Source organism: Sorangium sp. So ce124, from assembly GCF_051525235.1.
GTDB classification, from domain to species: Bacteria; Myxococcota_A; Polyangia; order Polyangiales; family Polyangiaceae; genus Sorangium; species Sorangium atrum.
The window spans coordinates 6,913,767-6,933,433 of sequence record NZ_CP150312.1 but is presented as its reverse complement, the minus strand read 5'-3'; the positions used below and the strand labels follow the sequence as shown (position 1 = coordinate 6,933,433).

Genomic DNA, 19,667 nt, shown 5'->3' with positions numbered 1-19,667 from the left:
CGGAGCGCGCGAAGCTCAGCCGAGCAGGACCGGTGTTTCGTCTGCGCGCGCGGGCCTCGTGGTCGCCTCCAGATAGGCCTTTCCAATGTCGGCCTCGTCCACGAACCCGACGATCGCGCCCTCGCCGTCGACGACCGGGAGCTCGCGGACGCCGTGCGCCACCATCGCCTCGGTCGCCGTCCGCAGATCGTCGGCGACCGACACGGCCACCGGCGGTTGCATGGCGTCGGCGGCCACGGTCATCCGCTCGAGGTCGTGCTCCACCGCGACGATCCGGAGCGATTCGCCGGTGATGATGCCGACCATCTGGCGCGACGTATCGAGCACCGGGAAGACCTCCTGCCAGCTCGCGTCCGCGGCTCGCAGGAGCATCTCGCGGGCAGGCGTTCCCGGCGCGAACGTCACCAGCGTGCGCTCCTCGATCATGATCTGCCGCACGCGGATGGTCTTGAGCACGTCGAGCGTCGGCACCGGGTGCGCGGGAGACTCGCGCTGGGTCGGGAGCTGCGCGTGGTAGAGCGAGTGCTTCCGCAGCGCGACGAAGGCGACACCTTCGGCGAGCATCAGCGGGACCAGGAGGTCGTAGCTGCCGGCGAGCTCGCACACCATCACGAGGGAGCTCACCGGCACGTGCGCGACGCCGCCGTAGAAGGTGCCCATGCCCACGAGCGCGAAGGCGCCCGGATCGATGCGCGGGTCGTTGAGGAGGAGCGCCGCCGCGCGCCCGAACGCGCCGCCGAAGAGGCCGCCGATGACGAGCGACGGAGCGAAGTCGCCGGCGCACCCGCCGCTGCCGAGCGTGAGCGACGAGGCGACGATCTTGGCGGCGCAGAGCAGGAGCAGGAGCTCCACGCCGCGCCAGCCCGGGTGGAGCCACGGCGCGCCGGTGATCGCGACCTGGACGGCGCCGTAGCCGCCGCCGAGCAGCCCGAGCCCTTGCCCGGGGCTGTCGATCCTGCGGCCGACGAACCAGAGGACGGGCACGCAGAAGAGGCCCAGCGCGAGCCCGCCGAGCCCTGGACGTGCCCAGGGCGGGATCGGCAAGCGCGCCGCGAGCGCCTTCACGCCGCCGAGGCACTTCAAGAAGCCGATCGCGACGAAGGCCAAGACCAGCGCGAGCAGCGCATAGAGAGGGAGGTGCGACGGGATGAACGCATACTTGGGCGCGTGCGCGAAGAGCGTCGATTCGCCGAAGAACGAGATGAAGACCGAGTAGGAGACGACGCTGGCCAGCAGCGCCGGGATCAGCGCCTCCGCCTCGAAATCGTCGCGGTAGAGCACCTCGACGGCGAGCAGGGCGGCGCCGAGCGGCGTGCGGAAGATGGCGGACATCCCGGCCGCGACCCCTGCGAGCATCAGGATGCGATGCTCGCGCCGGCCGACCGCGAGCCCACGCCCCACGAGCGAGCCGAGCGCTCCTCCGATCTGCATCGTCGGCCCCTCGCGACCGCCGGAGCCGCCGGAGCCGAGGGTGAGGATCGACGCGATCGCCTTGACCCACGCGACCCGCTTGCGCATCCGGCCGCCGTGGTGGTGGAAGGCCTGGATCATCGCGTCTCCGCCGCCGCCCGCGGCCTCGGGGGCGAGGCGCCAGGTGAGGATGCCCCCGGCCAACGCTCCGAGCGCCGGGATCACCAGCAGCAACCAGAGCCGGACGTTCCGGTGCTCGGAGCCGCCGCCGCTGAAGATCGCCTCGCCGTGGGCTCGAAGCCGCGCGTAGCCGGCGAGATGGCCGAGGAGCAGCTCCTCGACGAGCTCGAGGGCGCCGAAGAAGAGCACCGCGACCAGGCCCGCGATGGCCCCGACGAGCACGGCATGCAGGATCGTGCGCCCGACGAGCCGGAGATCGAGCGGCGCGATTTCTGAGATGAGCGCGGAGAACGGGCGCAACCGTCGCCTCACGCCGGTGCGATTTGCTGGGACTGGTTCCGGCATGGCGATGGTCATGGTCGCGCCCGGGCGCGGGCGCAACGAGGCTGAGACAGTCCGGTGCACGCCGAGCACACCGTCCTGACGGACGCGTCACATCGTCCTGTCCGCGCCCAGAAGGCGCGCGTCCCCGCCGGCGTCCAGTACATCCGAGAGATTGACGGGCTCGGCGGCCGGTACGGCGCCGAGACGCGGCCGCGCCGCTGACGAGGACGTCGGGGCCGGTCGCTCGGCCGTCCGGAGCCGTGGCTCCGGCGGACGCCAGCGCGGGGGCGGACGCCGGCGCTCGCCCGCTGCGTGATGCCTACTGGCTTGCGACCGCGTCCAACGCGCTTGCGGGGGCTCTCGTCTCGACCTGGGCACCGCTGCCCGATGTCAGGCCGCTGTGCCCAGGTCGAGACGAGCGGGCGAATGCCCTGTAGGTCAGCAGCACCCCCGAGGCGAAGAGGAACGCCGCGAAGAGGCGCCTGTACCTGGCGTTGTCGATCCGGACGTAGACGAGCCGATCGACCAGCAAGAAGACGGCGATGCCCGTCGCCACGTAGATGGCGTGCGCGCCGTAATCGATGCGGGCGTGGGTCGCGGTGGCCACCAGCGTGGCAATCTGGAATACCGCGAACGCACAATAGCCGATGGCGGTCGTGACTCGAGTCGCGTCCTTGTCGTACTTCTTGGCGTGCACCAGGGCGGTGAGGAGCGAGCCGCCCAGGTTCGTAAGGCCGTGCACGACTCCCATCGTGACGAGGTAGGTGCGCTCGTAGCGTATCAGGGACTCGATCGCCGCGCCGATCCGCCGGGAGAAGTCCTTGAGGGCGACGAGCACCAGGAACGGACCGATGATGAAGCCGACGTTGATCTCGACGCTGGTGACGAGCGCCAGGCAAGCCACGATGAAGGGGATCGTGTACAAAAGAATCCTTCGGAAGAGGGGCCAGTCGATCTGGGGCCAGTGCTGGACGATCTGAAGCAGGTTGATGGAGATGGATATCGGCAAGAGCACCGTCAGCGTCGTGGTGAAGGAATACCCCAGCAGGAGGAGGATGGGCGTGCCGAACAGCAGCACCCCGACCCCGAAGACGGACTGGATGGCTGCGGTGATCACGACGGCGATCAGGATGTCACGCGCCATACCCCCCCCCGGAATGTGCACCTCTCGTCGGCTCCGCCAGCCCCTGTGCCTCAGGGACCCTTGGTCACGTCCCTGTCGTCGCTTCGACCCGCGGCCGGGCGCACCTTGCTCGCCACCACCGCGGAGAGCACCGCCTCGTGCAGCGCGCCGTTGGTAGCCACGATGCCGCGCCGGAGGACGAGGTCGTCACTTCGATAGTCGATGGGCGCGCCGTCGAGATCAGACATGCGCCCGCCTGCGGCGGTCAGCACAGCCTCGGGGGCGCAGGTATCCCAGCGCTTGGCGCCTCCGCCGTCGTGCACGTAGAGATCGGCCTGCCCCAGCACGATGCGCGCCACCTTCACGCCGACGGAGCCGCAGGGGACGATGCGTCCGGTGCCGAGGCGATCGAGCAACGGGTCGAGCAGCGGAGGGCGGTGGGAGCGGGAGATCACGATCGTGGCCTCGCGCGGATCGCTCACCGCGCTCACCGAGAGAGGGCGCCGCGCGCCCTGCGCGTCCTCGGCAAACGCTGCGCCGCCGACTCGGCCGGCGATACCCTCGCCGTCGGCCGGCATCACCACCACGCCGAGCACGGCGCGGCCGGCGACGGCGAGGCCGATCATCACCGCGAACTCGCCGATGTGCTCGGTGAACTCGCGCGTGCCGTCGAGAGGATCGACGAACCACACCCGGCGCGAGCCGACGAGGCGGGCCACCTCCGCGGGATCCTCGGGCACACCTTCCTCGGAGAGGATGGCGTCGCCTGGGAAGGATGCGGCCAGGGATTCGCAGATGATGTCGCTCGCCTCTCGGTCGGCGCGCGTCACTGGATCACCCGGTCCCTTGAGCTCGACCGTGAAGGCCGTGGCGTAAATGGCGCGCACGCGACGCTCGGCCGCGCGCGCGATGCGGATCACCTCCTCGATCTCTGGATCAGTATTCATCGTGCCGACGATTAATACCGGGCGCGGCCCACCGCCAGGGGGGGCACCCGCGTGTCACAATGGCGCACAGTCGGCCGCCGTGGGATTGGTATAATGGCAGGGGTTTGCACAGGCACGGCCGCGCCCGTTCATCACGGGCGAAGGCATGGTATCCATGCATAGCCTGTCCGAGCGTCAAGACCGACGCCGCGAGCATGAGGCCGGCGAACGCCCGACGCCGCACGGTCACGCTGATGTGCCTGGAGAGCCTGGCGCCGGCCAGGCTGCCTGCGCACTCGGCGACGCTCAGGGAGACGGCGAGCTGCCAATCGATCGGAGGGTGGGGGAGATGGCCGGCGAGACCAGCCATCGTGTTCATCGCGATGACGAGGATGGAGGTGCCGATCGCGGAGTGCACCGGGGTCCCCGTGAACACGACGAGCAGGGGGACGATAGCAAACCCGCCGCCGAGACCGACCAGGCCGGTCAAGCAACCGACCAGGATCCCCCCTACCGCGAGCACGGCTATAGGCCGCCAGCTCGATCGTGTTCTGCCTTGGTCCTGCGGAAGCTGGCCGCGATCCCAGAGCATCGCGCCGGACGCGACCACGGTGGCCATGAAGAAGATCACCCGGAGGACGTGGTCCGGGATCACACCCGCGATGTGTCCGGAGAGGTACGCTCCCGTCATCGAGGCGAGGCCGAAGGCGAAAGCGTACCGCCAGACGACGGCGTTCTCCATGGCATACGGGACGACGGCGACGAGGCTCATCAGCATGACGGCCACGAGCGAGGTGGCGACCGCGTGGTGGAGCTCGAGCCCGGCGACGGTGGTCAAGAGCAGGACGGTGAGGATCGACGGGCCAGCCCCGAGGATGGCCGATACGATCCCGATGAGCAGACCGAGCGCGGCTATCAGGTACATCGTCATACCCCATACCCCGCTGCGTCGCGCCGTATCGCCGCGCTCCAAGGGGGCGAGCGGTGCCCGCTCGCGCCGCGGAGGTCGCCCGCACCCGCGTACCGCAGACGACGGTCGTGTGTGGGGGCGCCAGCGCGCCCATGCGGAGTGGCATACTGCGTGCCCAAAGCGGTGGCGTACGGATACGTCGAAAGGAGGCGCACAATGGCTTCGATCGAGGGCTTCGTCGTGTGGTTCACCGGGCTGTCGGGGTCCGGCAAATCAACCCTGGCCGCCATGCTGGCCGCCGAGCTGCCGAGGCGGGGCGTGCACGTCGAGTCGCTCGATGGAGACGTCGTCCGCACGCACCTATCGAAGGGGCTCGGGTTCTCGCGAGAGGATCGCGACACCAACATCCGCCGGATCGGCTTCGTCGCCAGGCTCGTGGCGCGCTCCGGCGCGTGCGCGATCACCGCGGCGATCAGCCCCTACCGGGAGATCCGCGACGAGCAGCGGCGCGCGATCGGGCGTTTCTGCGAGGTCTATTGCGAGTGCCCGCTCGATGTGCTCGAACGCCGGGATATCAAGGGGCTCTACGCGCGCGCCCGCGCGGGCGAAATCAAGGGCTTCACCGGCGTCGATGATCCGTATGAGCCGCCGCGCTCGCCCGAGGTGGTCGTTCACACCGATCGCGAGTCGCCCCACGAGAGCCTCGCCAGGATCATCGCCAAGCTCGAGGAGCTCGGGTATATCCGTCCCATGGCGCAGCCGGCCGAGCCGGCGAGGGCGGGCCTCGTGCCCCCGCACGGCGGGGAGCTCGTCGATAGGTTCGTCCGCGGCGACGCCGGACAGCGGCTGCTCGAGCGCGCGGCTCGCTTACCCAGGGTGAGGCTCGATGAGCGCGGGGCGAGCGATCTGGAGCTCATCGGCAATGGCGCCTATTCCCCGCTCAAGGGGTTCATGACGTCGCGGGATTACCTCCGCGTGGTCCGCGAGCGGCGCCTGGAGAGCGGCCTCGTCTGGTCGATCCCGATCACGCTCGCTGTCCCCGACGAGGACGCCGGTCGTCTCTCCCTCGGCAGCGAGGTGGCGCTGGAGTCGCCGGACGGGCGCGTCGTCGGCGTGCTCGAGCTCGTCGACCGCTGGACACCGGACAAGGAGGTCGAGGCGCGCAACGTGTATGGCGCAACGGACGGAAGCCACCCGGGCGTCGCCTACCTGCGGTCGTCGGGCGACGTGTACCTCGGCGGCGAGGTCTGGTTGATCGAGCGGCCGCTCTCACCGCAGTTCCCGGAGTATCCCCGGGATCCGGCGGCGACGCGGGCGGCCTTCGAGGCGCGCGGCTGGCGGCGCGTCGTGGGGTTCCAGACGCGCAATCCGATCCATCGCGCGCACGAGCACATCACCAAGTGTGCGCTCGAGATCACGGACGGGCTCCTGCTCCACCCGCTCGTGGGCGCGACCAAGGCCGGCGACATCCCGGCGGACGTGCGGATGCGTTGCTACGAGCTCTTGCTGGAGAAGTATTACCCCGCAGACCGGGTCGTCCTCGGGCTGTATCCGGCCGCCATGCGCTACGCCGGGCCGCGCGAGGCCATCTTCCACGCGCTCGTGCGCAAGAATTACGGCTGCTCGCACTTCATCGTCGGGCGCGACCACGCTGGCGTCGGGCGCTTCTATGGGACGTACGACGCGCAGCGTGCGTTCGACGACTTCCTCCCGAGCGAGCTCGGCATCGAGCCGCTCAAATTCGAGGAGGCCTTCTGGTCCACCGTCGTCGGCGGGATGGCGACCGACAAGACCGCGCCTGGAGGGCCGGAGACGCGCATCACGCTCTCGGGGACCCAGGTGCGCGAGCTCCTGCGCGCCGGGAAGCTGCCTCCTCCCGAGTTCAGCCGCCCGGAGGTCGCGCAGATCCTTCTTTCAGCGATGCAGGGGCGAGGGCACGATCAGGCCGCCTGACGGCGCCCGCCGGCCGACGCTCCGGGGCGCTCCTCGCCGGTCTCCAGCCAGTGGGCGCAGTCGGTTCCCAGCTTCTCGAGCGCCAGCCGATCGAAGCGCGCGCCCTGCTCGGGGGTGATCTCGGCGCGGTAGTCGCGGGCCGGCCCCTTGTGGAAGAACGCCTTGGGGTCCCGCATGTGTGTACCGGCGAACGGGGCCATCTGCTCGGCCCGCTCGCGCATGTAGCCGAAGGAGCAGTGCTCCAGGATCACATCCAACCGCAGCCTCGTCGGATCGACATCGATGAACTCGGCGATGCGCACGATCTGACCGCGCAGATCCTCCTTGAGCCGCCGGTAATGCACAAGGAGCACGTTCGGCTCGTCCCGGAGCTTCCACCACGATCGCACGACGTCGAACAGGTCACAGCAGCCGTACCCGTCGGTGTCCAACCACTTATCGAAGAACTCCTGCGCGCTCTCCGGAATAACGAGCCGCGTTGGATCGCTCGACCACTCCGCGTGGATGCGGTTGATCTCGTCCATGGTCTTGGCGGAGAACTGACTCAAGTAGTTGTGGAAGCTGATCCCGAGATCCTTGCCGTTTCTGCCGACGAAGATGTAGCGGGCCTGCGCGGCGATGGGCACGGCGTCCGCGGGCAGATGCGACTTCAGCACACGACGCTCGCCGGCCTCCCGCTGCGCCTTCAGCATCGCCAGCATCGCGGCGTGGTCGCCGAAGCTGGAGTCCAGCCAGGGGGACGTGTCCGAGAGAGCGTCTTTCCGCTCCTCTCCGTTGTCGAGGATCTGCTGGATAATGCGCTGGGTCCACGTGGTCCCTGCCTTGAACGGGTCTGCCACGACGATGTCGCCGGAGGTGAAGCCGCCCTGCGCCAGGAAGTCGTTCCAGACAAGGGAGCTGTTAAGGTAGTCCCTGACGACTCGCGTCGGATTGATCAATCTGTCGTTCGTGACCATTGCTCACCCTCCTTTGTCGCTGTTGCGAGCTTTGTCGCTGTTGCGAGCAGGATGTCCGGACGACGGGCCCGCCCCCGCCGAGTGGCCGTCAGCCAGGCGCTCCGCTTCGATTTCACGGCTGGAATCGCTTTTCTTTTCAAGTTTCTTTTCAAGAACCGGACCAACCCCGGATGCATTCCGCGGACCGCCTGCGGGACGCCGCCCGCGCGGCAAGGAGAGCAGACGCGCCGGGTGATAGAGTCCCCGGGTGGTACCTCCAGCATCGCGCGACGCCCCGGAGTCCGCGGCCCACGGCGAGGCCGCCGCCCCGCCTGCAGCGCCCGCGCCGTGGGCGGCGAGCGTTCGCTTCGGGCTCGGCGTCCTGCTCGTCGCCATGGCCGCGGCGGCCTTCGCGATCGCGTTCCGCTCGGCGCTGGCGCTCGCGCTCCACCGCGCCGCGGGCACGTCTGACGTCGTGGCGGCGATGCTCGCGGCGCCGCGCTGGGCGCGGCTCGCCTTGCCGGCCACGGGCGGCCTCCTCGCCGGCCTCCTGGGGATGCTCGTGGCGCGGGCGCCCGCGGGGCACGGCGTCGGCGACGTCATGGAGGCCGTGGTCCTCGGGCGCGTCCGCCTGTCCATGCGCGTCACCCTGCTCAAGTCCGCCGCATCGTGGCTGGCGATCGCGACCGGCGGATCCATCGGCCGCGAGGGGCCGCTCATCCAGTTCGGAGGAGCGGCCGGCAAGCTCGTCAGCGACCGCCTGGGCCTGCCGATCGACCGGGCGCGGCTGCTCATTGCCGCCGGGACCGCCGCCGGGTTCGCGGCGGCCTACAACACCCCGTTCGCCGCGGTGCTGTTCGTGCTGGAGGTCGTCACGGGCATCGTCGTGCTCGACGCGATCGTGCCCGCGCTCATCTCGACGGTGATTGCTGCAGCGATCACGCGCGCGGTCCTCGGCGAGGCCCCCATCTATGGCCAGCGCACGTTCCACCTCCGGTCGCCGGCCGAGCTACTCGCCTTCGCCGGGCTCGGGATCTCCGCGGCGCTGGGCGCCCAGGGGTTCATGCGGCTGCTGTCGTTCGGCGAGCGCCAGTTCCGGCGGCCCTGGCTCGGGCTGCCCTGGCGCCCGGCCGCCGGGGGCGCGCTGGCAGGCGCGGTCGTCGCGTTCCTCCCGGAGGTCGCCGGCAACGGCTACGAGCCGCTCAACGCGGTGCTCGACGGGAGGTTCCCGGTCGGCTTCCTGGCGCTGCTGCTGCTCGGCAAGTGCTTCGCCACGACAGCGTCTGTGTCGTCCGGGAGCCCGGGCGGCGTCTTCACGCCGACCCTCCTGCTCGGCGGAGGAGCCGGCGTCCTCTACGCCTGGGCGCTCTCCCACGCCGGCGTGCCCCTCGGCGAGGCCGGGGGCTACGCGCTGGTCGGGATGGCGGCCGCGACGGCCGCGACAACGCACGCCCCGCTCATGGCCGCGGTGATGGTCTTCGAGCTGTCCGGCGACTACGCCATCGTCCTGCCGCTCGTGCTCGCCACCGCGATCGCGACGCTCGTGTCCCGGCGGCTCCGCCGCGATTCCATCTACACTGCGGAGCTCCGGCAGCGAGGGATCGGCTGGAAGATGACGATGGAAGGGCGGCGCATGGTGGAGCCGGCCGCGGCCCCGCGCGACAGCGCGCGCCGGGGATCCGGTCGCTAGGACGGTGAGCATGTTGAGAGGTTGTGGGGAGCGCCGCCACACCGGGCGAGCCGGCGCCGCCTGCGCCCGCGCCCGCGCCCGTCCAGGTCAAGCCCACCGAGCCCGCGTCGGTTTGATCCGAGCCGAAAAATCCCCGTTGCACGTGCCGGGCTCGGCGATAGATGCTCGGCGCGCCGGGACCTTTCGTTGCCGCGGGACCTCAGGTCGCGCGCCTCGACATCCTCGATCCAGCAGTCCTCGCCCGCTACCTCGTCGTGGAGGTGACCCATGTCCGACGACCGTCTTACCGCCGCAGAGCTCGGCGAGATCTGGGCGGTGCTGTCCCCCGAAGAGCGCGCCGACGGCGTCGAGCACCTCGAGCGGGGCGAGGCGCACAGCTTCTTCCTCGGCCTCGCCGAGCAGGAGCAGGCCGCCGTCCTCCTCGCGATGAAGGCCGGCGAGCGCAGGCTCTGGATGCGGCTCCTCGCGCCCGACGACGCCGCGGACGTGATCCAGCTCGTTCCTCAGGAGCTCCGCGCCTCGCTCCTGGAGATGCTGGACGAGCCGACGCGGCGCGAGGTCGCGGCGCTCATGGCGTACGCCGAGGATGAGGCCGGCGGGCTCATGAGCCCACGGTTCGCGCGGCTGCGGCCCGACATGAGGGTCGGAGAGGCGATCCGGTACCTCCAGCGGCAGGCCCAGGCGAAGCTCGAGACCATCTACTACGCGTACGTGCTCGACCAGGAGCAGCGGCTCCTCGGCGTGGTGTCCTTCCGGGACCTCATCACCGCGCGCAGCGACAAGGCCCTGTCCGAGGTCATGCGGCGGGACGTCATCTCGGTGCCCGATACGCTGGACCAGGAGGCGGTCGCGCGCGTCATCGCGCAGCATGACCTCAACGCGATCCCGGTCGTCGACGCCGAGGGCCGGATCAAAGGCATCGTCACCGTCGACGACATCGTCGACGTCGTCCAGAGCGCGGCGACGGAGGACATCCAGAAGCTCGGCGGCATGGAGGCGCTCGACACGCCCTACATGCAGACCGGCATGGTCGCCCTGGTGAAGAAGCGCGCCGGCTGGCTCTCGGCGCTCTTCCTCGGCGAGATGCTCACCGCGAGCGCGATGGGGCATTACGAGGACGAGATCGCGAGGGCGGTCGTGCTCGCGCTCTTCGTTCCGCTCATCATCTCGAGCGGCGGCAACTCCGGTTCCCAGGCGACGACGCTGATCATCCGCGCGATGGCGCTCGGCGAGGTCACCATCAAGGACTGGTGGAGCATCGTCCGCCGGGAGCTCACCGCCGGCCTCTCGCTCGGCCTCATCCTCGCCACGATCGGCCTGGTCCGCATCCTCGTGTGGCAGGCGATCTTCCACACGTACGGCGAGCACTACCTGCAGGTGGCCGCCACCGTCGCCGCGAGCCTGGTCGGCATCGTCGCCTGGGGGACGCTCGCCGGCGCGATGCTGCCCTTCGTGATCCGCCGGCTGGGATTCGACCCGGCCAGCGCGTCAGCGCCGTTCGTCGCGACCCTCGTCGACGTCTCCGGGCTCGTCATCTACTTCAACGTCGCGCAGGTCATCCTCCAGGGGAGCCTGCTGTGACGCCGTAGACTCCCCCGCCACGCCGCCGACAGCGCGCTGCTCTACCGCGGTTTCCGCCCCCCTCTGCCCCATGCCGAGCAGAGCGGCGGTCTCCCGCACAGGAGACGGGCCCACCTCGGCGTTTTCGGCGCGCAAGCGCACTCCGGTGCGCTGAGCACCGAAAACGCCGAGGTGGGCCCGTATCCGAAGCGGGTGACCGTCGCTCTAGAAGAGCTCCCCGATGCGCCGGAGGAAGCTGCCGCTCGAGAACAGCGCGCGCATGCCTCGCTTGAACCAGCTGTACGACGACGCGGTGTAGGGGAACCAGGTCGGGTCCTTCGACCCCAGCGCGATGCGGTCCGCGTTGATGTGCTTGACGTCGCACATCTGCCGGAGCCCGTCCTCGCCCATCACCCGGCCAAAGCCGCTCTGCTTGACGCCGCCGAACGGCGCGTCGGGGAGGGCGCCGTTCATGAGCACGTCGTTCACCAGCACGCTGCCGGCCTGCAGGCGCTCGGCGAGCCGGCGGGCGTGATCGGTGTCCTCCGAGAAGACATAGGCGTTGAGGCCGAGGTGCGACTCGTTCGCGAGGCGGATCGCCTCCTCCTCGGTCGCGACCTGCATGAACGGTACGACCGGCCCGAAGATCTCCTCGGTCATCACCGTCATCGCGTGATCGCAGCCGGCGAGGATCGTCGGCTCGAAGAACTGGCCCTGCCCCGGCGCGCGCTTGCCGCCGGCCTTCAAGGTCGCCCCCTTGTCGACAGCGTCCTTGATGTGCCGCTCGGCGACGTCGATCTGCGGCGGGAAGATGATCGCCCCCACGTCGACGAACTCCTTGCCCGGATCGCCCTGGTTCAGCCCCTTCGTGATCTCGACGGTCCGCTCGAGCAGCCGGTCGTGGATCTCGCGGTGCGCGTAGACCCGCTCCACCGCGACGCACACCTGCCCCGCGTTCGCGAAGCCGCCGAAGACGATCGCCTGCGCCGTGCGCTCGATGTCCGCGTCCGCGCAGGCGATGAGCGGCGCCTTGCCGCCGAGCTCCATCACGCACGGGATCAGGCGCTCGCCGCAGGCGGCGGCGACCTTCCTGCCGGTGCCGACGCTGCCGGTGAACAGGAGCATCTGGATGCCGCTGTCGATGAGCGCCGCGCCGGTCGGCCCGTAGCCGGCGACGACCTGGAAGAGATCCTCGGGCATGCCCGCGCCGTCCCAGATCTCCTTCTGCTTGAGCGCGATGAGCGGCGTCACCTCGCTCGGCTTGAGCACGGCGGCGTTGCCGGCGACGATCGCCGCGAGCACGTCGCGCAGCGCGAGCTGGAACGGGAAGTTCCACGGCGAGATCACGCCGACCACGCCGCGGGGGACGTAGTGGACCCAGCTGCGCCGGTGCTTGAAGAGGTGGAGCTTGATCTCGTGCGGCTCGAGCGCCTTCGGGGCGACCTGCGCGAAGTACGTCGCCATGTCGGCCGCGACGAGGACCTCGTGCAAGAGCGCCTCGTGGCGCGGCTTGCCGCACTCGCGCGAGAGCAGATCGACGATCTCGTCCGTCCGATCGACGATGGCGTCGCGGAAGCGCAGGACGCGCTGGCAGCGCTCCTCCACGGGCAGCGCGCCCCACGCCTCCTGCGCGCGCCGCGCCCGGGCGACCGCGGCCCGCACCTCCTCGGCGCTCGTGTTCGGGGCCTCTCCAAGGAGCTCCCCGGTCGCGGGCGCGTAGCTGCGGATCGCCCCGCCCCCGTGCCCGTTCATGCCAGGACCGCTGCCGTTGCCCCCGATCGGGCGTTCGCTCACCACCTGACCCATGTTCGATCCCTCCGCCTGTCGAGCCCGCGTCGCTTGCCAGATGGCCTCCGTGGCTCGCTGCTCGACGCCGGGACCCTACCCTTCCCGAGAAGGTACAGCAAATGAGCATTTGCGCTGTTTCCCGATGAATCCCGGCGATTCTCCGGCATGCGCACCGTCGATCCAGCCCCGCGACGTCCGCTGTTGCGTTGCGGACAAATGGTGAGCACACCGTGGTTGCGCCAGGGGGGACCGGCGCCGCGGGCCGCGCCGGTGTGCCCGGGTGAGCCGGGTCGGCGTCTCGGGCGGACTCTCGGCATGACGTCGGCGAGAGGAGCCGCTATAGCCGGACCCCGACATGTTGGAACAACGAGAACTCGATCTCATCGCGGCAGTCGAGCATCCGGATCCGCACCACGTGCTCGGCGCGCACGAAGACGAGGACGACCTGGTGGTCCGCGTCTTTCGACCGGACGCCACCGAGATCGCGGTGGTCCCGGGCGACCCCAGGCTCCGGAAGCAGCCGATGGAGCGCGTCCACCCTGCGGGCCTCTTCGAGGCGCGCTTCCCCGGCGTGTCCTACCCCGCGGACGGACGCTTCCGGTACCAGCTCGAGCTCCGCTTCGCGGACGGCAACTCCTCGGTGGAGCTCGACCCGTACGCCATGCCGCCGACGCTCGGGGACATCGATCGCCACCTCCTGGCCGAGGGGCGGCACTGGGAGCTCTACCGCGTCCTGGGCGCGCACGTGCGCGAGGTGGACGAGGTCTCCGGGACGTCGTTCGCCGTCTGGGCCCCGAACGCGCGGCGGGTGAGCGTCATCGGCGACTTCAACCACTGGGACGGCCGCCGCCACGCGATGCGCCGGATGGGCGAGGGCTTCTGGGAGATCTTCATCCCGGGCCTCGGCGAGGGCGCGCTCTACAAGTACGAGATCAAGACGCCGGAGGGGCACATCACGGTGAAGACCGATCCCGTCGCCCAGGCGATGGAGCTCCGGCCGGCCACCGCCTCGCGGGTCTACACGAGCCGCTACTCGTTCCAGGACGGCGACTGGATGCAGGAGCGCGGCAAGCTCGACTCCCGCAAGAAGCCGATCACGATCTACGAGGTCCACGCCGGCTCCTGGCGGCGCGTTCCGGGCGACGGCCCGCCGTACGAGGGCGGGATGCGCTGGATGACATACCGCGAGCTCGCCGATCACCTCGTCGAGTACGTGGCCGAGCTCGGCTTCACGCACATCGAGCTCATGCCGGTCATGGAGCACCCCTTCGACGGATCGTGGGGTTACCAGGTGGCGGGCTACTTCGCCCCGACCAGCCGCTACGGCGATCCGGACGACCTCCGCTACTTCATCGACCGCTGCCATCAGCGGGGGATCGGCGTGATCCTCGACTGGACCCCCGCGCACTTCCCGAAGGACGCGTGGGCGCTCGGGCGGTTCGACGGCACGGCCCTCTACGAGCACCTCGATCCGCGCCTCGGCGAGCACCGCGAGTGGAACACGTACATCTTCAACTACGGCCGCCACGAGGTGCGGAACTTCCTTGTGGCCAACGCGCTTTACTGGCTCGACGAGTTCCACATCGACGGCCTGCGGGTCGACGCGGTCGCCTCGATGCTCTACCTCGACTACGCCGCGCAGGGCGGCGACTGGGTGCCGAACCGGTATGGCGGCCGCGAGAACATCGAGGCCATCGACTTCATCCGGGAGCTGTCGAACCGGGTGCACGAGCGCTGTCCGGGCGCGATCCTCTGCGCGGAGGAGTCCACCGCCTGGCCGTCGGTGACCCACGCGACGTACGTCGGCGGGCTCGGCTTCGACTTCAAGTGGAACATGGGGTGGATGCACGACACGCTCGACTTCTTCAAGCACGAGCCCATCCACCGCGCCTTCCACTACCACCAGCTCACGTTCGGGCTCATCTATGCCTTCTCCGAGAAGTTCCTCCTGCCGCTGAGCCACGACGAGGTCGTGCACCTCAAGCGGGCGCTGCTCTCGAAGATGCCCGGCGACTACTGGCAGATGCTGGCGAACCTGCGCGCGCTCTACGGCTACATGTGGGCGCACCCGGGCAAGAAGCTGCTCTTCATGGGCGGCGAGATCGGTCAGTTCGCCGAGTGGAGCGAGAAGACGGAGCTCGACTGGGGCCTGCTCTCGGTGCCCGAGCACGCGGGGCTCAAGCGGCTCGTGACGGAGATCAACGCGCTCTACAAGAAGTATCCGGCGATGTACGAGCTCGACGACGAGCACCACGGCTTCCGGTGGATCGACTGCACTGACCACATGCAGACCGTGATCTCGTTCATCCGCTACGGCGACGGCGCGGGAGATCAGATGTCGCCCTCGGGCACGCACGTCGTGTTCATCGGCAATTTCACGCCGGTCCCGCGCCATTCGTACCGGATCGGCGTCCCGCGGCGCGGCGCCTACCTGGAGGTGCTCAACACCGATGCGGTCCAGTACGGCGGCAGCGGCGTGGGCAACCTGGGTCGCGTCCAGGTCGAGGACGTCCCCAGCCACGGGTTCCCGCAATCCATCGTGCTGTCGCTCCCGCCGCTCGGGGTGCTCTGGCTCGTCCCCGAGCGGGACGCGCCGGGCTGAGGCCTCATCCGGCGCCCTGGCACCCAGGGCGCCTTCGCTCGTCGGAGCGAGCGCGCTCCGCGCGGGGCGCGCCTGTTTACTGGGCCTCGTCGGCCGGCGCTGCCTCGCCTCGCCGCGAGCGCCTTGGCAGCCACATGTCCACGGTCGAGACGACCGCCATGGCGCCGAGCGACACCAGCATCGCCACGCCGGAGATGGGCATCAGCGCCGCGGCGCCGGGCGCGCTCCGGATGAGCCAGGGCGCCGCGATGTGCAGCCCGCTCGCGACGACGGCCGCCGCGACGCCCGCGGTGTGGAGCCACGACGGCAGGCGCGCGAGCAGCCAGAGGTGCGCGAGGATCAGCACGTAGACCGGCACGGAGAAGAGGTGAAAATGGGTCACCTCGAGCAGCTTCCGCTCGGAGATCTGCTCGACCAGGACGCGCGGCGCCTCCGGCGTTCCGGGGAGCTCGAGCTCCGGGCCCAGATCGAGCGCGGGCCCCCCGGCCGCGGCGGGCGCCTCGGTCGGGGCAGGCGGCGGCACGGCGACCGCCGCGCCCGCGTAGTAGGCGGCCGCCCCCGCGTCCTGCACCATCGCCCCGTAGAGGCGCCACGACACGAGCAGCCCGATGACCGACGCGAGCGCGAAGGCCGAGTAGAGGAGCTTCGCGCCGAGCGAGAGCGACCTCAGCCGACCGGCTGAAGCTGTGAAATCCCTCACAGACCGCCGCGCTTCAGCGCGAGCTGGAGGACGAGCGCGTCGCGCTTGACGCCGAGCGCCACGGAGCGGGACGAGATGGATGCGCCCGACACGATGTCGATGTCCTTGCCCGCGGTGATCGGGTCGCCCGCCGTCTTGCCGCGGAACTGGGCGCGGAAGCGATCGCCGCGGACCTCGTCGCCGTACGCCTCGCGGTACTCGAGGATCTCGATGCGCTCCACCGCGCCGGCCGTCGAGAACTGCACGGCGAAGTCGATCGGCTCGTGCATCCCCTTCTCTTCGTCCTTGATCGCGTAGCCGTCGATCTTGCCGTCGGACTCCGCGACGTACACCACCCACTCGCGCTTGACCGGCGCACCCAGCTTCTTGCCGAGCTCCTGCGCCTCCGCGTCGCCGAGCACGACCTTGCGATAACCGACCTTCTTCGAGCTCGCGAAGAAGCTCTTCAGGACAGCGGGGACCGTCCAGTACGTCGCGCCGTGGGCGGGCAGCGCCGCCAGGATGAACGTGAGCGCCGCCGCTGCGGCGAAGTGGGCGGTGCGAAGGTCACGAGAAGGACGCATCAAGGCTCCGACGAAGCTGTCATTCGTGAAAGTCAAAGTCAACGGCGTTTGGGCCGCGGATCCGGCGGCGCGGGCGTCAGTCGCGCACCTGCACATCCAGGTAGCGCTCGGCGTTCAGCGCCCACGCTTCCGGGCTGCGGCCGGCCTCGACGTGCGCCACCGCGTCGGCCGCGATCGCGGCGCAGTGATCGAGGTTGCAGTGCAGGAAGAGCGCCTGCCGTCCGAAGGGGACCACGCCGAGCGCGGCGGCGCGGCGCATCGCGGCTCGCCAGTCCCGCAGCCAGCCGCGCCGGTAGAGCGGGTATACGCGGGGCACGAAGCGCTGCCGGGCCTCGAGCGGCGCCACCCCGCGCGGGGCGATGCCGGCGCGCACGAGCTGGTCGAGCAGCGCCTCGAGCGGCGGGCCCGAGGCGAAGTCGCGCCCGCTGCCCCAGGCCCCCTCGGGGATCTCGACGCACAGCACCGTCTCTCCCGGGCGGCGGAGATCGGGCGCGTAGTTCTGCAGCTCGGAGACGCGGCCGAACCAGAAGCGCGGGTCGGGGCAGTAGTACGTCTCCGGGGCGCCGAGCCGCGCGCGCGGGTACGCCAGGTAGACCAGGTAGAGCCCGCGGTGCTCGAGGGGCGCGTCGGGCACGAGATCCGCGAGATCACCGGCGAACAGGATCGGCGCCGCGCCGGCGCGCGCGCCCGCCCCGGCCAGGCCGAGGGCGGTCCCGCACTCGGCCCGGACGCCGGCCTCGGCGAGGCGCGCCTCGAGGTACGTGACGAGGGACGAGATGCCCGCCGGCGGGTAGATGAACCGCGCGAGATCCGCCGCGGCGCCGCCGCGACCGCGGGCGAGCCCCTTGAACAGCGCGAGCGGGCTCGTCGTGCTGATCCGCTTCTTCGCGACGGTCTGGGAGAGCTCCGACGGCGGGATGCCCCAGACCTTCTCGGCGTACGGCCGGTAGAACGACGCGTAGGCCGCCGCTCCGACGCGGTCGCGCACGAACCGCTCGAAGCCGACGTCGTCGCCGGCGCGGGCGCGGTCGTGCTCCCAGCGGGCGAAGGCCGCGCGGCGACCGCGCTGCGCCACGAACCCGAGGCCCATGGCGGCGCCGGCGCGGAGGCCGAGCGCGCGGAGCATCGAGGGCGCGCTCGGCGGGTAGGGGACGTGGCGCTCGCCGAGCACGAGCACCCCGCGGCGCGGGCGCGAGAGGAACGGGGAGCGCGCGTGCACCTCGCGGAAGAGCGGCTGATCGAGGGCTGCCGGGTGGAGCCGGTGCGAGCCGAGATCGCACGGCAGGCCGCGGAACGTCTCGGCGCCGGCGAGCCCGCCGGCCCGCGCCGCGCGCTCGAGGAGGCGCACGCGCCGGCCGGCCCGCGCGAGCAGCAGCGCGGCGTAGAGGCCGGAGATGCCGGCGCCGACCACGAGGCGCTCGGGCCCGGCGTCGTCTGGGCGGAGTGACATGGCGTGCCCGTGTCCGTATCCGGCGCGCTCAGTACATGAACCCGAGGCCGAGGTTGAGCTGCGTCTGATCGAACCCGAGCGTGCGGTCGCGCAGCTGGTAGTCGGCCTTCACGACGACCCCCTGGGTGGGCCGGTACGACGCGCCGAGCGTGAGCTCGCGGACGCCGTACGAGGCGTTGGCCTTGTAGCCCTCGGGGACCGCGGACTGCGTGTCGTACGCCTCGACGCGCGCGAACGGCAGGAGCTCGTGGCTCACGCCGAGCGGGCGGAGCACGTCGTATGCGGCCTCGACATAGCCGCCGCGGATCCGGGTGGCCACGGGGCTCGTGGGATCGATGAAGTTCGGCGCGCCGCTCCCGTTGAACGAGACCATCAGGGCGCGCGCCTCGGGGAGGTGCCACTCGGCGAACAGGATCCGCGTCTCCAGGCCGCTCCTGCGCCAGCGCGCGTCGAGCGACCAGCCGAGGACCGGGACCGAGAGATCCACCGGGGTGCCATCGCGAAGGAAGAACTTGCCCTCGCCGTTCGGGCCAGCGTCGCTCGCGTACACCGACGCGCCTGCGACGACCCCGAGCAGCGGCTCGGCCTCGACGCGCGCGACGGCCGCCCACGCGTTGGCGCGGGCGAGCCCGCCGTTCTGCCGCCCGCCGGCGAGGCCGCCCGCGCGGAAGCCGAGCGGATCGAGGCCGGTCATGGCGTAGGCCTCGAAGCGCAGCCAGTCGAGCGGCTGCCCGAACGCGCCGATCCCGATCTCGCGCCACGTCGAGGGGATGACGAGGGTATCGACCTTGGGCCTGACCACGCCGTGGAACACCGGCGGCTCGTGCCACTGGTTGATGATCCCCATCGGGACGAGCACGAGGCCCGCGCGCAGCCCGAGGGCGCGGCCTACAGCGTTCCACTCGATGTAGGCCTGCTCCAGCTCCGCGGCGCCCGGGCAGCTCGCGCAGGAGATCGAGTGCTCGACCTCGAGCTCGACATAGGACCGGATGTCGGCGGTGAACTCGTGCGCCACGAAGAGCACGAGGCGAGGGATATCGGCGACCCACGCGCGCTCGCCCTCGCGGCCGGTCGTCGTGCCGCGGACATGCACCTCGCCGTAGCCGCCGACGGAGGTGCTGCTGGCGCTCGCTCCGGCGCTTCGGAACCGCTGTTCGGTCAGGCCGCGGACGAGCTCGTGCTCGGGCGCCTCTCCGGCGCCGAGACCGACCGCGGGCTTCCGGGGCTCCGGCGGCAGCGCGGCGTGCTCGGGCGGCAGGTCGAGGACCGGGCCGTCCGGCGCGGGCTGGGCGGTGGGCGCGGGTTGGGCGGTGGGCGCGGGTTGGGCGGTGGGCGCCGGCTGCGCGCTAAGCGCGGGCGGCGTGGCGGGCGCCGGCTGCGGCGCAAGCGCCGGCTGCGCGGCAAGCGCGGGCTGCGTGGCAGGCGCGGGCTGCGCCGCGGCGGCGAAGGGCAGCAGCGCGCCGAGGACGACGCCCGCGGAGCGAGGCCACAAGGACGAGATCGCTTTCATGACGAGGACCGGGAGCCCGGAGGGGCGGGAGTCTTCGCGCCCT

General features: G+C 70.9%; 15 protein-coding genes. 5 read left to right on the top strand and 10 right to left on the bottom strand.

Translation table 11 applies throughout. The features are described 5' to 3' along the window. Positions 1–15 precede the first annotated feature (15 nt). Positions 16–1,902: a chloride channel protein gene (locus WMF19_RS25885; RefSeq protein WP_437901557.1), complete on the bottom strand. Its 1,887-nt coding sequence runs from the start codon at positions 1,900–1,902 to the stop codon at positions 16–18. Positions 1,903–1,989: 87 nt separating this feature from the next. Between WMF19_RS25885 and WMF19_RS25880 the strand changes: the two genes are divergently transcribed. Beyond that, complete coding sequence (locus WMF19_RS25880) at positions 1,990–2,136, top strand: hypothetical protein (RefSeq protein ID WP_437901556.1); 147 nt, start codon at positions 1,990–1,992, stop codon at positions 2,134–2,136. 97 nt (positions 2,137–2,233) lie between these two features. On the opposite strand, the gene WMF19_RS25875 is transcribed toward WMF19_RS25880, so the two are convergent. The 3 genes from WMF19_RS25875 to WMF19_RS25865 are packed head-to-tail and all read right to left on the bottom strand — an operon-like array spanning position 2,234 to position 4,894. After that, complete coding sequence (locus WMF19_RS25875; protein WP_437901555.1) at positions 2,234–3,058, bottom strand: TSUP family transporter; 825 nt, start codon at positions 3,056–3,058, stop codon at positions 2,234–2,236. A 50-nt stretch (positions 3,059–3,108) separates the two neighbouring features. Beyond that, entirely contained in the window at positions 3,109–3,984 is an 876-nt protein-coding gene (locus tag WMF19_RS25870; RefSeq protein ID WP_437901554.1) for a 3'(2'),5'-bisphosphate nucleotidase CysQ family protein, read from the bottom strand. Continuing rightward, positions 3,974–4,894 carry a sulfite exporter TauE/SafE family protein gene (locus WMF19_RS25865; protein ID WP_437901553.1) on the bottom strand — a complete coding sequence of 307 codons (921 nt, stop codon included), beginning with the start codon at positions 4,892–4,894 and terminating at the stop codon, positions 3,974–3,976. Before WMF19_RS25865 ends, WMF19_RS25870 begins: the two co-directional genes overlap by 11 nt. A gap of 111 nt (positions 4,895–5,005) precedes the next feature. Here WMF19_RS25865 and sat point away from each other — a divergent pair, with 111 nt between their 5' ends. Continuing rightward, positions 5,006–6,826, top strand: coding sequence for a sulfate adenylyltransferase (gene sat / locus WMF19_RS25860; protein ID WP_437901552.1), 1,821 nt, complete (start codon positions 5,006–5,008; stop codon positions 6,824–6,826). Here the strand turns inward: sat and WMF19_RS25855 are convergent. Next, complete coding sequence (locus tag WMF19_RS25855) at positions 6,814–7,782, bottom strand: sulfotransferase domain-containing protein (RefSeq protein WP_437901551.1); 969 nt, start codon at positions 7,780–7,782, stop codon at positions 6,814–6,816. The two genes, sat and WMF19_RS25855, sit on opposite strands and share 13 nt — an antisense overlap. A 247-nt stretch (positions 7,783–8,029) precedes the next feature. On the opposite strand from WMF19_RS25855, the gene WMF19_RS25850 reads away from it, so the two are divergent. Together WMF19_RS25850 and mgtE are read left to right on the top strand one after the other, a co-directional pair. Next, on the top strand, positions 8,030–9,451 hold the full coding sequence (locus WMF19_RS25850) for a chloride channel protein (protein ID WP_437322547.1): 1,422 nt from the start codon (positions 8,030–8,032) through the stop codon (positions 9,449–9,451). A gap of 267 nt (positions 9,452–9,718) precedes the next feature. Next, positions 9,719–11,032: a magnesium transporter gene (gene mgtE, locus WMF19_RS25845; RefSeq protein ID WP_437322546.1), complete on the top strand. Its 1,314-nt coding sequence runs from the start codon at positions 9,719–9,721 to the stop codon at positions 11,030–11,032. A 204-nt stretch (positions 11,033–11,236) separates the two neighbouring features. On the opposite strand, the gene WMF19_RS25840 is transcribed toward mgtE, so the two are convergent. Continuing rightward, on the bottom strand, positions 11,237–12,805 hold the full coding sequence (locus tag WMF19_RS25840; protein WP_437901550.1) for an aldehyde dehydrogenase family protein: 1,569 nt from the start codon (positions 12,803–12,805) through the stop codon (positions 11,237–11,239). A 349-nt stretch (positions 12,806–13,154) separates the two neighbouring features. Between WMF19_RS25840 and glgB the strand changes: the two genes are divergently transcribed. Next, on the top strand, positions 13,155–15,401 hold the full coding sequence (gene glgB / locus WMF19_RS25835; protein ID WP_437901549.1) for a 1,4-alpha-glucan branching protein GlgB: 2,247 nt from the start codon (positions 13,155–13,157) through the stop codon (positions 15,399–15,401). Positions 15,402–15,477: 76 nt separating this feature from the next. Here the strand turns inward: glgB and WMF19_RS25830 are convergent, their stop codons facing one another. The 4 genes from WMF19_RS25830 to WMF19_RS25815 all read right to left on the bottom strand — a co-directional run bounded on the left by WMF19_RS25830 (position 15,478) and on the right by WMF19_RS25815 (position 19,606). After that, on the bottom strand, positions 15,478–16,101 hold the full coding sequence (locus WMF19_RS25830) for a hypothetical protein (RefSeq protein WP_437901548.1): 624 nt from the start codon (positions 16,099–16,101) through the stop codon (positions 15,478–15,480). Then, entirely contained in the window at positions 16,098–16,664 is a 567-nt protein-coding gene (locus WMF19_RS25825) for an FMN-binding protein (protein ID WP_012237124.1), read from the bottom strand. Before WMF19_RS25825 ends, WMF19_RS25830 begins: the two co-directional genes overlap by 4 nt. 76 nt (positions 16,665–16,740) lie before the next feature. After that, a complete protein-coding gene (locus WMF19_RS25820; protein WP_437901547.1) occupies positions 16,741–18,114 on the bottom strand; it encodes an FAD-dependent oxidoreductase in 1,374 nt (457 codons plus the stop codon). A 28-nt stretch (positions 18,115–18,142) separates the two neighbouring features. After that, positions 18,143–19,606, bottom strand: a complete 1,464-nt coding sequence (locus tag WMF19_RS25815; protein WP_437901546.1) for a hypothetical protein — start codon at positions 19,604–19,606, stop codon at positions 18,143–18,145. Positions 19,607–19,667 lie beyond the last annotated feature (61 nt).

Bases quoted from the DNA above. Each gene is read 5' to 3' on its own strand.
- WMF19_RS25875 (WP_437901555.1), bottom strand. From the start codon at position 3,058: ATGGCGCGTGACATCCTGATCGCCGTCGTGATCACCGCAGCCATCCAG.
- WMF19_RS25870 (WP_437901554.1), bottom strand. From the start codon at position 3,984: ATGAATACTGATCCAGAGATCGAGGAGGTGATCCGCATCGCGCGCGCG.
- WMF19_RS25865 (WP_437901553.1), bottom strand. From the start codon at position 4,894: ATGACGATGTACCTGATAGCCGCGCTCGGTCTGCTCATCGGGATCGTA.
- WMF19_RS25855 (WP_437901551.1), bottom strand. From the start codon at position 7,782: ATGGTCACGAACGACAGATTGATCAATCCGACGCGAGTCGTCAGGGAC.
- mgtE (WP_437322546.1), top strand. From the start codon at position 9,719: ATGTCCGACGACCGTCTTACCGCCGCAGAGCTCGGCGAGATCTGGGCG.
- glgB (WP_437901549.1), top strand. From the start codon at position 13,155: ATGTTGGAACAACGAGAACTCGATCTCATCGCGGCAGTCGAGCATCCG.
- WMF19_RS25825 (WP_012237124.1), bottom strand. From the start codon at position 16,664: ATGCGTCCTTCTCGTGACCTTCGCACCGCCCACTTCGCCGCAGCGGCG.
- WMF19_RS25820 (WP_437901547.1), bottom strand. From the start codon at position 18,114: ATGTCACTCCGCCCAGACGACGCCGGGCCCGAGCGCCTCGTGGTCGGC.